We start from the raw sequence: 13703 nt of genomic DNA, 5'->3' as shown, positions 1-13703 counted from the left end.
TAATCATTCTTTTTGGGGATAAACTTTTTAACATGCTCGTTTCATCTTATAAGTCTTCTAAAAGGAGTAGGTATAGGTTTTTGGCACTACTACCATAACTTAAAAAATCTTTTTCGTCGTTAGATTTAAAATGCTTTATAGTTGTAATGTTTGTTGGGATTTTTTGTTTGTTTTTAGATTTAATGCCTCTTAAACCCTCACCAATATTTTCAACAATTTGACTTGTTGTTGCAAAAACAATAAAGTTTGTAGGCAATTCGGGTAATTTTTTTTCAAAAATTTGTTTTGAGGAAATAAGTAACGAGCCATCATTTGCTATTAAATTCTCGCAAGTAGTTAAGAAAAGAGTGGAATCGCTAATTTTATTAGTAGGCTTTAAATTTGAATTTTTAAATTTATCTTTTATGTTTTCGTCTAATATCAGTGTTTCCTTGTCATCCCAATTGTTTTCCTCAATAATGTGCTGTAAATTCTGAAATATTTCATTTAAATTTTCACAATACAAAAACTTTCCACCATTGCCTTTAAAGTTTATAGTAAACTTTTCGTCTATTGGTAGTTTTATTTCAGGCATATATTTGCCTCTTTCAGTAGACTTTGTACCTTCATCTGATTGATCTGGTTTCAGTCCGAAAATTTTTCTAAAAAGGCTCATTTAGTAAGCTGCTATTAATATAATTCATTTTGAGGTTATCAAATATAAAAAATCTTAAATTAAACACGTGTCTAATTTAAGATTTTTACTATTTATCTAGTCAATATAGTTGACAATTCGTTTTTATTGATTTTCAACGTCTTCTTTTTCAAAGGTTCGTTCACCAAATATTTTTTCTAAGTTGTCTTTAAAAATCACTTCTTTTTCAAGAAGAACTTCTGCAAGTTCAGTAAGTTTATCTCTATTATCTTCAAGTAATTTTATAGCGCGGTTATATTGTGTTTCAATAATATCAGAAATCTCTTTATCAATTAATTCGGCCGTTTGTTCGCTATACGGTTTTGTAAAGCCATATTCGTTTTGTCCAGAAGAATCGTAATAAGTTAAGTTGCCAATTTTATCACTTAGCCCGTAAATAGTAACCATTGCTCTTGCTTGCTTTGTTACTTTTTCTAAATCGCTTAATGCACCTGTAGATATTTTATTGAAAATAACTTTTTCGGCAGCACGCCCACCTAAAGCAGCACACATTTCGTCTAGCATTTGCTCTGGATGAACAATTAAACGTTCCTCTGGCAAATACCATGCAGCACCTAAAGAACGCCCACGTGGCACAATAGTTACTTTAACCAATGGAGCAGCATGTTCCAACATCCAACTAACCACTGCATGTCCAGCTTCGTGGAATGCCACAGCTCTTTTTTCGCTTGGAGTAATAATTTTATTTTTCTTTTCTAAACCACCAATAATTCTATCTACGGCATCAAGAAAATCTTGCTTGTCAACAGATTTTTTACCTTTCCTTGCAGCTATTAAAGCGGCTTCGTTACAAACATTTGCAATATCTGCACCAGAGAATCCTGGAGTTTGTTTTGATAAAAAATCAAGGTCTAGATCTTTTGTTTTTTTAAGAGGTCTTAAATGCACTTCAAAAATCTCTTTTCGCTCTCGAACATCTGGTAAATCAACATAAATTTGTCTGTCAAAACGGCCTGCACGCATTAAAGCGGTATCCAAAATATCAGCTCTGTTGGTTGCAGCAAGCACAATAACATTCGTATTTGTGCCAAAACCATCCATTTCTGTTAGTAATTGATTTAAGGTGTTTTCACGTTCATCATTACTTCCAGACATAGCGTTTTTTCCTCTAGCACGCCCAATGGCATCAATCTCATCAATAAATATGATTGAAGGCGATTTTTCTTTTGCTTGTTTGAATAAATCTCGAACACGAGAAGCACCTACACCCACAAACATTTCAACAAAATCTGATCCAGATAGTGAAAAGAAAGGCACTTTAGCTTCACCAGCAACGGCTCTAGCTAATAAGGTTTTTCCTGTTCCTGGAGGGCCTACAAGCAAGGCTCCTTTTGGTATTTTTCCACCTAAAGATGTGTATTTTTCTGGAAACTTAAGGAAATCAACTATTTCTTGAACTTCTTCTTTGGCACCTTCTAAACCGGCAACATCTTTAAAAGTAGTTTTAACTTCTGTGTTTTGGTCAAAAAGTTTTGCTTTCGATTTTCCTATGTTGAAAATTTGACCGCCTCCACCGCCTCCAGCGCCACCAGACATGCGTCGCATAATAAAGATCCACACGCCTATAAGTAAAATAAATGGCAATATGCTCATTAAGAGGTTTCCCCAATTATCGGTTTCAGTATCAAATTTTATAACAGGTTTACTAGGTAAATCTTTAGCAACTTCATTTAACTGGTTTTCAAAATTTTGAAGATCGCCAAACTCAAATTTATAGTTTGGTAACTTTGTTGCCGATGGTAGAAATGATGTAGGCTTCGATTTTTTATGTACCTCTTTAGTTTCAGCATCTGAAGTTAAATAAACTTTGGCTACTCGTGTGTTTTTTATAATATCAACTTGAGCAACATCGCCATTTTCTAAAAACTTAAAAAATTCTGAAGGTGTTGTAGCACTTCCATCTTGATAAGAGTTGTTACTAAACAATTGAAACCCTAAAAATAAGGCTATTAGTATGCCATAAATCCAATACGGACTGAATTTTGGCTTGTTGTCATTTATATTTTTTTTATCGTTTGCCATCCTTAATTTTAGTAACTAGTTTGTATAACTGTTGTTTTTGCATCGCCCCAAAGACTTTCAATGTCGTAATACTGTCTTATTTGTTTTTGAAACACATGTACCACAACATTAACATAATCCATAAGTACCCATTCGGCATTATCCATGCCTTCTATGTGCCAAGGGTGATCTTTAAGTTCTTTGCTTACTTTTTTCTGAACAGAATTAACTATAGCGTTAACTTGCGTGTTTGAAGTTCCTTCGCAAATTATGAAATAATCGCAAACCGTATTTTCAATCTCTCTTAAATCAAGAATGTTTATTTCCTTCCCTTTAACGTCTTCAATGCCACTAATTATAACTGATATTAATTGGTCTGCACTTATATTTTCTTTCGCCATTAAAATTTTTTAAATTTTTGCAAAGTTATTATTTTTTTAGTTCTTTATGGTTTAAAATTATCATAAGATTTTATTGATTAATAATAACCTTTAATGCATATAATCAAACTTAATGCCACCGATTCTACAAATAGTTATCTAAAAACACTTTGTGCTAATGAGTGTGTTGCCGATTATACAGCGGTAGTGGCTAAGAAGCAAACAAATGGAAGAGGACAAATGGGGACAATTTGGAGTTCGCAGTCGTCTAAAAACCTTACATTCAGTGTTTATAAGGATATTTCGGAATATAATTTAAAACATCCTTTTTACATAAGTATAGTAATTTCATTGGCAATATTGAGGACCTTAAGATTTTTTTCTATTCCTAAATTAAGTGTGAAATGGCCTAATGACATTTTGTCAGAAAACAAGAAAGTATGTGGTATTTTAATAGAAAATGTGGTTAAACAAAATAATTTTAGCAGTTCTATTATTGGCATTGGGCTAAATGTAAACCAAGTTGAATTTGATAATTTGCCTAAAGCATCTTCATTAAGGCTGGTTTCAGGACATATTTTTAACTTAGATGAAGTAACAAACGTTATTATTAACAATTTAAAACATTATTTTAATATTTTGAAGAAAGGACAGGTAGATGTTTTAAAAGCAAAATATGAGTTGTCTCTTTTTAGAAAAAATAAACCTTCAACATTTCAAGATGCCGAAGGTTTGGTGTTTTCTGGTTTTATAAAGGGGGTTTCCGATTTTGGTAACCTTCAAATATTACTTGAAGATGAAGTTATAAAGGAATTCGATTTAAAAACAATTACGCTTTTATATTAAATGGCTTTAGGAATACTTGTAGCGAGTGTTTCTATAAATTTGCTGATAGGACCTTTTATCATCATAGCCATCATTGGGTTAAAGTCGCCCGAGAACTGTAATTGAACTTCACTTGAAGTTTCGTTTAGCTTGGTTATATTGCAAATAAGCGAAAAATCTATTTTTCCACCAGCGGCACCTAAAACTATTTTATTAGGGGGCACCACTTCTTTCTTTTTTAAAATTATTTCAGGCATACCTTTTAGAGCAAATACAAAGGAGTCTTCACTTAAAACTTCAAATTTGCTAATGTTTTCTGGCATCAACGATTCAAAATTTTTAACATCGGATAAAAAATCAAAAACATGTTCTGGAGATTTGCTAACGCTTATTTTTGGAGATTCTAAATTCATTTTGTTGTTTGTTGTAAGTCGTTAAGTTGTAGTAATGGTATTCAATTAATCAACCTCACGGTTATATATCAATTAGCGTTCCATTCACTAGGATTGGTGTTCCATTCCAATAAAGTTTTTAATTCTTTCTCTGAAATATAATTTGTTTTAAGTGCCTGCTCAAGTAAACTGTTGTAATCACTTAAGGTTTGTAGTTTAATGTTTTCTGTTTCAAAATTTTTAACTGAGACATCAAAACCATAAGTAAAAATAGCTATCATCCCTTTTACGTTAACACGAGCTTCTTTTAAAGCCTTTACAGCATTTAAACTACTGCCGCCAGTGCTTATTAAATCTTCGACCACCACTACATTTTGTCCGTGTTCTATAAACCCTTCAATTTGGTTTTTGCGGCCGTGTCCTTTAGCATCTGGTCTCACATAAATAAATGGTAGTCCCATATATTCGGCTACCAACATGCCAATTCCTATTGCGCCTGTGGCTACACCAGCAATTACATCGGGCTTCCCGTATTGTTTTTCAATTTGCTTCGCCATGGTTTCACGAATGTAATTTCGAATGGGAGGAAATGATAATACGATGCGATTATCGCAATAAATAGGTGATTTCCATCCAGAAGCCCAAGTAAAAGGCTCCTTAGGACTAAGTTTTATTGCATTAACTTGCAATAAAACTTCAGCAGTTTTTCTAGCGGTATCTTTATTAAAAATCATAGGAGCAAAAATAAACATAAATTTAGTTTTACATGTTGGATAGGCATTGAATAAAAAATATTTTTTTTAACAATGCATAGTTTGTAACTAAAAATGATATTTTTACAAAAATTGTAATTATTAACTAAGGAATGTATAAAGTTTTTGTTGGAGACAAACCTATTATTTTAACAACTATTGTTGAGCAAGAGACTAATTTTAAAAACTATCTACTTGATACAGTTAATATTGGAAAGGTTATAAAAGAACTAAATACTACTAAATTAGAAGAAGTTCGACTTATTCATAAAAATGCAGAAAAGCTTTTGAAAAAGTTTTTAAAGAAGCTGCCAAATGTGGTTGCAGGTGGTGGAAAAGTATATAATAATAACAACGATATATTATTTATATATCGAAATGATAAATGGGATTTGCCTAAAGGAAAAATAGAAGGTAACGAATCTATTGAAAAAACCGCTTTGCGAGAAGTTATGGAGGAAACTGGCGTTGCTGGATTAGAAATCACCAAACCTTTAGAAACGACTTATCATATTTTTAAACGAAACGGAAATCATAGAATAAAAGTTACCTACTGGTTTGAAATGAAAACCACTTTTGAAGGGGTATTGTACGCCCAAGAAGAAGAAGGCATTACTAAGGTTGAGTGGCTTAGTCAAGAAGCAGTTTTTGAAGCGCTTAACAATTCTTATGCAAATATCAAGTCGTTAATTTAGTTTTATTAAATTTAAAAAATGCGTAAATTGAAGAAACAATCATTCTTGTTTCTTAATTGCTATTAAAATCATCTAAAGAAGTGTTGTAATTTTTTAATCTCTCAAAAATAAAAAAATTACATGAAAACCTATAAGTTATCATTTGGTACAATCTCAATTATAGAAAGTAATATAGCAGAAGTTATTGTTAATGACGGTGTAGAAATGGATGAAGTTATGGTAGATGAGTATCATGATTTTTTGCTTAATTATTTAGAAGTTCCTTTTTCGTTATTAATTAACAAATTAAATTCATACAGTTATAATTTTAAGGCCCAAAAAATGATTGTGAATTTAAAGGAAATAAATGCTATGGCTGTAGTTGTAGGTACTAGCGGAGGTTTAATGTCCACTGAAACTTTAATTAAGATGAATGAAAACAACAACTGGAATATTCTATTATTTCATAAAAGAGAAGAGGCTTTAAGTTGGCTGTATTCTATCAAGTAATTAAAATTCAATCGGTTTCTCAAACGTTTTAGTTAGATTCTGAGGTTAAAATTAGGTTTGTGTTGGATATACTTATTTATTAGTATTAATTTTGCCTTTCAAAAAACAACCCATGACAGAATTTGTAAGGAAGATAATACCAAATGCGAAAGATGATGTATTGGCAGGTATTACAACATCGTTAGCTATGATTCCTGAAGTAGTAGCATTTGCTTTTGTGGCTCAAATAGATCCTTTAGTAGCCCTTTCAGGTGCTTTTATAATAGGTTTGATTACGGCAATTTTTGGAGGAAGACCTGGTTTAATTTCGGGAGCAGCAGGCGCTGTTGCAGTCATTTTTGTGCATTTAATTTCGGAAGGTCATGCCAAGGGCATGCTATTCGATACGCCTGTTGAAAACATGGGGTATTTCTATTTATTGGCAGCAGTTGTGTTAATGGGGGTATTTCAAATTAGTGCAGGTTTATTCAAATTAGGACGTTTTGTTAGATTAATTCCGCATTCTGTGATGATGGGTTTTGTGAATGGATTGGCAATCGTTATTTTTCTAGCGCAAGTGCGTATGTTTTCTCATAAAAAGTTAGAAGTTTCAGATGAAGGCGTTAAAGAATATATCAATATCCCCATGCAAGGTTCTGAGCTGTACGTTATGCTTGGGTTGGTTTTGTTTACCATGGGTATTATTTGGTTATTGCCTAAAATAACAACCAAAATTCCAGCGGCTTTAACGGCTATTCTTGTAACAACAGGTATTGTGGTGTTTGGTGGTTTAGATGTGAGTACCGTTGGGTCTTATATTGTTGAAGGTGGCGGAACTGGATTAAAAGGCGAGTTTCCAACACCTAATTTAGAATTGTGGCAATATTTACCGTTCAATTTAGATACTTTAAAATTTATATTGCCATATGCATTTTTAGCAGCTTCAGTTGGTTTAATTGAATCGTTAATGACTATGAATTTAGTGGATGAATTAACCGAAACTAGGGGAAATGGAAACCGAGAATGTGTTGCTCAAGGAGCAGGCAATATAGTAAGCGGCTTGTTTGGTGGAACTGGTGGTTGTGGTATGATTGGGCAAACGGTTATCAATATTAATGCTGGTGGCCGTGGTAGATTATCTGGAATTATGATGGCAGTAACTTTGTTAACCTTTATTTTGTTTACCGATAAATATATTGAACAAGTGCCTATTGCCGCTTTAATAGGTGTGATGTTTATGATGGTGATTGAAACTTTTGCATGGTCTAGTTTTAGAATTCTTAGAAAAATACCAATGGCGGATGCTTTTGTATTGATTACAGTATCGGCGGTAACCGTAATTTACGATTTAGCCATCGCTGTATTTGTAGGTGTTATTATTTCGGCATTGGTTTTTGCTTGGGAAAATGCCAAAAAAATTAGAGCAAGAAAACGTTTTTCTGAAGATGGAAAAACCAAAACCTACGAAATTTGGGGCCCTTTATTTTTTGGTTCTATTCTAGCTTTTAATGATAAGTTTGATGTAAAAAATGATCCTGAAAATGTAGAAATTGATTTTGTTGAATCTCGAATAAGCGATCATTCGGCGTTGGAAGCTATTTTTAATTTGGTGAATAAGTACGAAGCTGAAGGGAAAACAATAAAACTGAAACATTTAAGCGAAGATTGTAAAATATTGCTTTATAAAGCGAGTCCTAAATTTAGAGAAGTTATTGTAGAAGCTGTTGATGATCCACGTTATTATTTAGCCGAAAACCCAGAAAAATTCCCAAAACCATTAAAGGAGTATAAGTTTTAGTTGTGTTAGAAAGTATAAAGTTGAAAAGTTGAAAGTTCAAAAAAAACTTTTGCCTAATGCCTAATGCCTATTTAATCTTAACACTATCCGGCACAAACTTAGTGTAATCTCCATTATTTTTAATTACATCTCGAACTATTGAAGATGATATATAGGACGTTCTTGCAGCTGTTAATAGAAACACCGTTTCAATAGTAGCTAAGCGCCTATTGGCATGTGCAATGGCTTTTTCAAACTCAAAATCGGCAGGATTGCGTAACCCACGTAAAATAAATTTGGCATCAATTTCTTTGCAAAAATCTACGGTTAATCCTTTGTAAGTCACTACTTTTACTTTTGGTTCATCTGCAAAAGCTTTTTCTATAAATGCAGTTCGTTCATCAAGAGCGAACATGTATTTTTTGTCTGAGTTCACACCAATTGCCACAATCACTTCATCAAAAAGAGTCACACCACGTTTTATAATATCGTAATGTCCTAAAGTTAATGGGTCAAAAGATCCTGGGAATATGGCTCGTTTCATAATTTAAAAATACACTTTTTATTTTAAAGCTTCTTCAATAGCATTATCAAATAACTCAACCAAGGTTATTCCGGCAGCTTTCGCTTGTTGGGGTAAGATACTAGCTAATGTTAATCCGGGTACAGTATTAACTTCCAATAAATGCGGTTCGCCATTTTTAAAAATATATTCGCTTCTGCTAAAACCTTTCATTTTTAAAACTTCATACACTTTTTTGGCAATAGCTGTGACTTTGGTTTCTTCATCTTTTGTTAATCGGGCAGGTGTTATTTCTTGCGATTTGCCTAAATATTTAGCTTCATAATCAAAAAAATCGTTCTCGCTTACAATTTCGGTAATGGGCAATACTTTGGTTTCACCTTTAAAGTTTATAACACCTATAGATACTTCGGTGCCATCTAAAAACGATTCAACTATAATTTCATCATCTTCTTTAAAGGCCACTTCGATAGCGTTTTTTATATCTTCTTTTTTGTGCACTTTGGTAACTCCAAAACTACTGCCGGCTTTATTGGCTTTAACAAAGCAAGGTAAACCTACTTTGGAGACAATGCTATCTTCATTAATAGTGTCGCCTAAATTTATGTAAAACGATTCAGCAGTTTTAATACCATACGGTTTTAAAACACTTAAACAATCGCGCTTATTAAAGGTTAGTGCAGCTTGATACATGTCGCAACTTGTTTGCGGGATGTTGAGTAACTTAAAATATGCTTGCATAAACCCATCTTCACCGGGCGACCCATGAATGGCATTAAATACACAATCAAAAGTGATTTTTTTGTTATTTAAAGTAACCGAAAAATCATTTTTATCAATAGGAAATTCAGTATTATTGCTATCAACATACACCCATTTTTCTTTGAAAACATGAATTCTGTAAGCGTTATATTTTGAAGCATCTAAAGTTTCAAAAACCACTTGTCCGCTTTTTAATGAAATTTGGTATTCGCTTGAATAACCGCCCATGATGATCGCAATATTTTTTTTCATCTGTGTTGAAATAATTAAGGTGTCAGTCTAAAAACCACAATAAAACGTATCTATTATTAGTTAAGCTAAAATATCACTTAAATTGCAAAAGAAAAAACAGTTCTGTTTTTATATATTTGCCTAACCGAAAATTTTATACATGAGCGTTATTAAATTTCTAACCAGTAAAGTGTTTTTTAAACAATTATTATTAGCTGTTGGTGCTGTGGTTGTAGTGAGTTTTATCATTTTAAGGTGGTTAAGCTTTACAACAAACCATGGTGAATTTGAAACCGTTCCCGATTTAAAAGGGAAATCTTTAAGCGTTGCATCAATAGAGTTAGATGAAAATAATTTAGAAATGCAAGTTCAAGATTCGGCAAATTACAATCCTGATTATCCTAAATTTTCGGTTATAGATCAAGCGCCTGTAGCTGGGACTAAAGTAAAAGAAGACCGAAAAATATATATAACCGTAAATCCTTCGGGATATCGAAAAATTACTGTTCCAGATTTAAAAGAACGTACCTTTAGACAAGCAAAACCAACGTTGGAAGCGGTTGGTTTTAAAGTAGGTAAGCTTACCTATGTAAATAATATTGCTAAAGATTTGGTTTTGGATATGACCTATAAAGGAAAGCAAATAAAATCGGGAGATAAGCTGCCAAAAACAACTGCTATAGATTTGGTGCTTGGAAATGGTAATAGACCCGGATCTGAGTCAACTGAAGAAGGAGATAGTTTGCCTGACAACCAATCTGAAGATGCTGCTCCCGCTTCCGATTTAAATTTTTAAATAACAACAACAACTACTGTGGTTTACTGCGGTTAATAAATTCCAATGGAAGATTATACCCCCGATTATATTGATGATGAAAGTGACCTTTATGAACATCATGCTTTTGATGTAGAAAAAGGACAAAAGCCATTGCGAATTGATAAGTATTTAATGAATTTTGTAGAAAATGCTACACGTAACAAAATTCAAGCAGCTGCAAAAAACGGAAGCATTTTTGTAAACGGAATAGCGGTAAAATCGAATTACAAAGTAAAACCTTTTGATAAAATCAGGGTGTTATTTACACATCCTCCACATGAAAACTTATTGGTTGGTGAAGATATTCCGCTTGATATTGTATATGAAGATGATGAATTATTGGTTGTAAACAAACCAGCAGGTATGGTGGTACATCCCGGACACGGAAATTATTCGGGTACGTTAATAAATGCGTTGATTTATCGATTCGAAAATTTACCTAACAACTCTAGTGAACGCCCAGGTTTGGTTCATAGAATTGATAAAGATACGAGCGGACTTTTGGTTATTGCGAAAACCGAACAAGCTATGACGCATTTATCGCTTCAATTTGCTGAAAAAACAAGTGAGCGCGAGTATGTGGCTATTGTTTGGGGAAATATAGAAGAGGAGGAAGGCACGGTTGAAGGCAATATTGGTCGTCACCCGAAAAACCGTTTACAAAATACCGTATTTCTTGGTGACGATGCCGATAAAGGAAAACCAGCCGTAACCCACTATAAAGTTATGGAGCGTTTGGGGTATGTTACCTTGGTATCTTGTAAACTTGAAACAGGACGTACACACCAAATACGTGTTCATATGAAACACATTGGTCATACGTTATTTAACGATGAACGTTATGGTGGCGAAAAAGTATTAAAAGGAACCACCTTTACAAAATACAAACAGTTTGTAGATAATTGCTTTAAAGTACTACCCAGGCAAGCACTACACGCCAAAACATTGGGGTTTGTGCACCCTAAAACCGGAAAGTTTATGAGTTTTGATACACCGATTCCAGACGATATGGTTCAATGTATTGAGAAATGGAAAAGCTATTCAAAACACCAAGGCGCTGAGGAATAAGATTGTTTATTAACCCGTTGGGTGTATTAATGAAAATTTTATTGGAATATTTTTTTACTTTCAACTTTACAGCCAATTTGAATCTAAATGTCAGTCTGAGCTTGTCGAAGACTTTATAAAAGTTGCATTGCGACAAGCTTAATGTGACAATTAAGTATAAAATTGGCTTTGAAAATAAATACACCCAACAGGTTATTTATAATAAAAACCGAATCTTTTTTTACCATTAAACCACTCCAAGTGTATAAAGTTGTTCCATGGTTGGTGTTTTGCTACCACCTGCAGGCTCTAAAGTAATACCGAAGGCCTCACTGTCGTTAGCATTTTCAATTTCAAAAATCTTGTTGCTATCTGATGTGAAATTATCGATAGTTCCTAAACTTGTAGGTGTTAATGGGCTTAATTTTAACGACCATACTTGGTACACCTTTCCTTCTGGAGGGTCTGGTAACCCTTGAGCATCTAAGAAAATACGTTGCGTGTTTTTGTCCCAATACACTTTAGCATAAGTGCTTGCAAAATTGCCTTGTCCAGCTAAAGGTATTTTTGCAATATTATCATCACGTAAAACGCTAATTAAAGTATTAGCTTCCTCCAAACTGTTTTTGGAATTGGCTATTTGAGTTTCCAATAAAGATTGCTGGGTTTTGGATATTTGTATATCAGATTTTAATTGGTTGTTTTGGTTCGAAGTCCAAAATAAACCAACGGCTAAAATAATAGAGGCAGCCCAACCTGTGTAGGTTATCCAGTTGTATTTAGGTTTAGCAATAGAAATTACTTTTGGTTCATCATTATTATTAAAACCTAACTTGTTTTTTATAGTTTGTAACGAGTTTGTGTTTTTATTGGTGGCTGCTGCTGCTGTAAGTTTGATAATGGCAGCTTCAATGTTTAAAACTTCTTGTAATATTTCAGGATGTTGTTGCATAAGTTCATACACTTCCTGATTTTCTTTTTCAGAAAGAGAACCCGCTACGTATAGCTCTAAAACTCCAGATTCTATGTATGCTTTAATATCCATTTTAATTTAATACCATGTTTCTTAATTCTTGTATACAGTTTCTGTTTCTTGTTTTAATAGTGCCAATAGGCATATCAAGCGCTTCAGAAGCTTCTGTTTGTGTATAGCCTTTAAAATATAAGAGTTCAATAACTTCTATACATTTTTTTGCCAGCTTGCCCACAAATTTTGCAATACCAATGGAATCGGTTTTATTGTCTAAACTTTCATTGGTTTCAAGTATATCTACGAAAAAAGTAGCATCAAGGTTTTGTTTAGAGTTTTTAAAGGATTTTGAACGTGTTTTATCTATGGCGGCATTTCTGGCAATGTTTAAAATCCATGTAAAAAAACGTCCTTTTTCGGCGGAATACGTACTAGCATTATGCCAAGCTTTTATAAAAACATCTTGCATAATTTCTTCAGCTATATCAGAATCACGAACAATATTATATATAACACCTTGCATACTATCACTATACATGCTGTATAACGTTTCAAAAGCCTTTTCGTCTTTCTGTTTAAATTTTTCTATTAGAATTTCTAATTGCATACAGGATTTTAAGTTCTCGAATGTAATAAATTAAAAAGATAAAAGCTACTGTTTTAAAGTAGCTTTTATAAAGAAATATTTTTTTGTTTTATTGAATGATACCGCCACAACTTACACGACCACCAGCGTCACCAGTCGGTTGGGTTGTAAAGTCGTCTACACCAGCATGTACAATGATACCTTTACCTATAATGTTTTTGGTTTCATCATCACAACCAATGCACCATTCATTGGTTGAAATCGAAATGCTAGCATCGCCATTTTCATCGGCAGTAAAGTTTCCTATATCACCTTTGTGGTAACCAGTTTCAATACCCCATTTCCCATGTGGTTGGTTTGTTGGGTTCCAATGACCGCCGGTAGATTTTCCGTCAGGTGAAGAACAATCAGACGATTCGTGTATATGTATGGCATGCTCACCCGGTTCTAGTCCGTTTACAGTAGCTAACATGCTTACTTTGCCTTCTTTTTCCGTAAAAATTACGGTTCCACTAACGCTACTTTCGCTTTTAGCAGATAGTTCTACAGTAACACTTTTAGGTTCTGCTACTTGTTTTTCTATAGTTTCAACTTCAGTTGATTCGGTGGTTTTTTTTTCGTTTTTACAAGAAATAATACTTACAGCTAAGGTGATTAATAGAATGCTTAATTTTTTCATTTTTTATAATTTTAATTTACAGGAAATTTAAAGTACTAATATACAAATTGCATATTTCATATATGATATATATCATTTTTTTAACAGTAGTGTCTCACTACTTT

At 33.2% G+C, this 13703-nt stretch carries 16 protein-coding genes; 6 read left to right on the top strand and 10 right to left on the bottom strand.

Annotated features, from left to right (window positions below; genetic code table 11):
* Window positions 1-46: 46 nt before the first annotated feature.
* The 3 genes from VP395_RS03435 to rsfS all read right to left on the bottom strand — a co-directional run bounded on the left by VP395_RS03435 (window position 47) and on the right by rsfS (window position 3096).
* A complete protein-coding gene (locus VP395_RS03435; protein ID WP_346240312.1) occupies window positions 47-655 on the bottom strand; it encodes an LUD domain-containing protein in 609 nt (202 codons plus the stop codon).
* A gap of 123 nt (window positions 656-778) precedes the next feature.
* A complete protein-coding gene (ftsH, locus tag VP395_RS03430; RefSeq protein ID WP_346240311.1) occupies window positions 779-2716 on the bottom strand; it encodes an ATP-dependent zinc metalloprotease FtsH in 1938 nt (645 codons plus the stop codon).
* 8 nt (window positions 2717-2724) lie between these two features.
* Window positions 2725-3096 (bottom strand): ribosome silencing factor, encoded by a 372-nt coding sequence (gene rsfS, locus VP395_RS03425; RefSeq protein ID WP_346240310.1) that lies wholly within the window; start codon window positions 3094-3096, stop codon window positions 2725-2727.
* Between the two features lie 93 nt (window positions 3097-3189).
* Here rsfS and VP395_RS03420 point away from each other — a divergent pair, with 93 nt between their 5' ends.
* On the top strand, window positions 3190-3921 hold the full coding sequence (locus VP395_RS03420) for a biotin--[acetyl-CoA-carboxylase] ligase (protein WP_346240309.1): 732 nt from the start codon (window positions 3190-3192) through the stop codon (window positions 3919-3921).
* Here the strand turns inward: VP395_RS03420 and VP395_RS03415 are convergent.
* Together VP395_RS03415 and pyrE are read right to left on the bottom strand one after the other, a co-directional pair.
* Window positions 3918-4313 (bottom strand): SRPBCC family protein, encoded by a 396-nt coding sequence (locus tag VP395_RS03415; protein WP_346240308.1) that lies wholly within the window; start codon window positions 4311-4313, stop codon window positions 3918-3920. The genes VP395_RS03420 and VP395_RS03415 overlap by 4 nt on opposite strands.
* 68 nt (window positions 4314-4381) lie before the next feature.
* Window positions 4382-5026, bottom strand: coding sequence for an orotate phosphoribosyltransferase (pyrE, locus tag VP395_RS03410; protein ID WP_346240430.1), 645 nt, complete (start codon window positions 5024-5026; stop codon window positions 4382-4384).
* A 131-nt stretch (window positions 5027-5157) separates the two neighbouring features.
* Between pyrE and VP395_RS03405 the strand changes: the two genes are divergently transcribed.
* From VP395_RS03405 to VP395_RS03395, 3 genes are all read left to right on the top strand, one after another.
* Window positions 5158-5739 (top strand): NUDIX hydrolase, encoded by a 582-nt coding sequence (locus tag VP395_RS03405; protein WP_346240307.1) that lies wholly within the window; start codon window positions 5158-5160, stop codon window positions 5737-5739.
* A 120-nt stretch (window positions 5740-5859) separates the two neighbouring features.
* Window positions 5860-6228 (top strand): hypothetical protein, encoded by a 369-nt coding sequence (locus VP395_RS03400; RefSeq protein WP_346240306.1) that lies wholly within the window; start codon window positions 5860-5862, stop codon window positions 6226-6228.
* 112 nt (window positions 6229-6340) lie between these two features.
* A complete protein-coding gene (locus VP395_RS03395; protein ID WP_346240305.1) occupies window positions 6341-8005 on the top strand; it encodes a SulP family inorganic anion transporter in 1665 nt (554 codons plus the stop codon).
* A 67-nt stretch (window positions 8006-8072) separates the two neighbouring features.
* Here the strand turns inward: VP395_RS03395 and coaD are convergent, their stop codons facing one another.
* Window positions 8073-8528 carry a pantetheine-phosphate adenylyltransferase gene (gene coaD, locus VP395_RS03390; RefSeq protein ID WP_346240304.1) on the bottom strand — a complete coding sequence of 152 codons (456 nt, stop codon included), beginning with the start codon at window positions 8526-8528 and terminating at the stop codon, window positions 8073-8075.
* Window positions 8529-8546: 18 nt separating this feature from the next.
* A complete protein-coding gene (locus tag VP395_RS03385; protein WP_346240303.1) occupies window positions 8547-9521 on the bottom strand; it encodes a D-alanine--D-alanine ligase in 975 nt (324 codons plus the stop codon).
* 139 nt (window positions 9522-9660) lie between these two features.
* Between VP395_RS03385 and VP395_RS03380 the strand changes: the two genes are divergently transcribed.
* On the top strand, window positions 9661-10296 hold the full coding sequence (locus VP395_RS03380) for a PASTA domain-containing protein (protein WP_346240302.1): 636 nt from the start codon (window positions 9661-9663) through the stop codon (window positions 10294-10296).
* A 45-nt stretch (window positions 10297-10341) separates the two neighbouring features.
* Window positions 10342-11385, top strand: a complete 1044-nt coding sequence (locus VP395_RS03375) for an RluA family pseudouridine synthase (RefSeq protein WP_346240301.1) — start codon at window positions 10342-10344, stop codon at window positions 11383-11385.
* 226 nt (window positions 11386-11611) lie between these two features.
* On the opposite strand, the gene VP395_RS03370 is transcribed toward VP395_RS03375, so the two are convergent.
* The 3 genes from VP395_RS03370 to VP395_RS03360 all read right to left on the bottom strand — a co-directional run bounded on the left by VP395_RS03370 (window position 11612) and on the right by VP395_RS03360 (window position 13599).
* On the bottom strand, window positions 11612-12409 hold the full coding sequence (locus tag VP395_RS03370; RefSeq protein WP_346240300.1) for an anti-sigma factor: 798 nt from the start codon (window positions 12407-12409) through the stop codon (window positions 11612-11614).
* Between the two features lies 1 nt (window position 12410).
* A complete protein-coding gene (locus tag VP395_RS03365; protein WP_346240299.1) occupies window positions 12411-12941 on the bottom strand; it encodes an RNA polymerase sigma factor in 531 nt (176 codons plus the stop codon).
* An 88-nt stretch (window positions 12942-13029) separates the two neighbouring features.
* A complete protein-coding gene (locus VP395_RS03360; RefSeq protein WP_346240298.1) occupies window positions 13030-13599 on the bottom strand; it encodes a superoxide dismutase family protein in 570 nt (189 codons plus the stop codon).
* Window positions 13600-13703 lie beyond the last annotated feature (104 nt).

It is taken from the genome of Mariniflexile soesokkakense (genome assembly GCF_039650365.1).
GTDB lineage: Bacteria > Bacteroidota > Bacteroidia > Flavobacteriales > Flavobacteriaceae > Mariniflexile > Mariniflexile soesokkakense.
The sequence above is the reverse complement of the archived record's forward strand: the minus strand, read 5'-3'. Positions and strand labels throughout refer to the sequence as shown.

Excerpts from the sequence above, each read along its gene's own strand:
- VP395_RS03435 (WP_346240312.1), bottom strand. The coding sequence starts at position 655 with ATGAGCCTTTTTAGAAAAATTTTCGGACTGAAACCAGATCAATCAGAT.
- ftsH (WP_346240311.1), bottom strand. The coding sequence starts at position 2,716 with ATGGCAAACGATAAAAAAAATATAAATGACAACAAGCCAAAATTCAGT.
- rsfS (WP_346240310.1), bottom strand. The coding sequence starts at position 3,096 with ATGGCGAAAGAAAATATAAGTGCAGACCAATTAATATCAGTTATAATT.
- VP395_RS03420 (WP_346240309.1), top strand. The coding sequence starts at position 3,190 with ATGCATATAATCAAACTTAATGCCACCGATTCTACAAATAGTTATCTA.
- VP395_RS03415 (WP_346240308.1), bottom strand. The coding sequence starts at position 4,313 with ATGAATTTAGAATCTCCAAAAATAAGCGTTAGCAAATCTCCAGAACAT.
- pyrE (WP_346240430.1), bottom strand. The coding sequence starts at position 5,026 with ATGATTTTTAATAAAGATACCGCTAGAAAAACTGCTGAAGTTTTATTG.
- VP395_RS03405 (WP_346240307.1), top strand. The coding sequence starts at position 5,158 with ATGTATAAAGTTTTTGTTGGAGACAAACCTATTATTTTAACAACTATT.
- VP395_RS03400 (WP_346240306.1), top strand. The coding sequence starts at position 5,860 with ATGAAAACCTATAAGTTATCATTTGGTACAATCTCAATTATAGAAAGT.
- VP395_RS03395 (WP_346240305.1), top strand. The coding sequence starts at position 6,341 with ATGACAGAATTTGTAAGGAAGATAATACCAAATGCGAAAGATGATGTA.
- coaD (WP_346240304.1), bottom strand. The coding sequence starts at position 8,528 with ATGAAACGAGCCATATTCCCAGGATCTTTTGACCCATTAACTTTAGGA.
- VP395_RS03385 (WP_346240303.1), bottom strand. The coding sequence starts at position 9,521 with ATGAAAAAAAATATTGCGATCATCATGGGCGGTTATTCAAGCGAATAC.
- VP395_RS03380 (WP_346240302.1), top strand. The coding sequence starts at position 9,661 with ATGAGCGTTATTAAATTTCTAACCAGTAAAGTGTTTTTTAAACAATTA.
- VP395_RS03375 (WP_346240301.1), top strand. The coding sequence starts at position 10,342 with ATGGAAGATTATACCCCCGATTATATTGATGATGAAAGTGACCTTTAT.
- VP395_RS03370 (WP_346240300.1), bottom strand. The coding sequence starts at position 12,409 with ATGGATATTAAAGCATACATAGAATCTGGAGTTTTAGAGCTATACGTA.
- VP395_RS03365 (WP_346240299.1), bottom strand. The coding sequence starts at position 12,941 with ATGCAATTAGAAATTCTAATAGAAAAATTTAAACAGAAAGACGAAAAG.
- VP395_RS03360 (WP_346240298.1), bottom strand. The coding sequence starts at position 13,599 with ATGAAAAAATTAAGCATTCTATTAATCACCTTAGCTGTAAGTATTATT.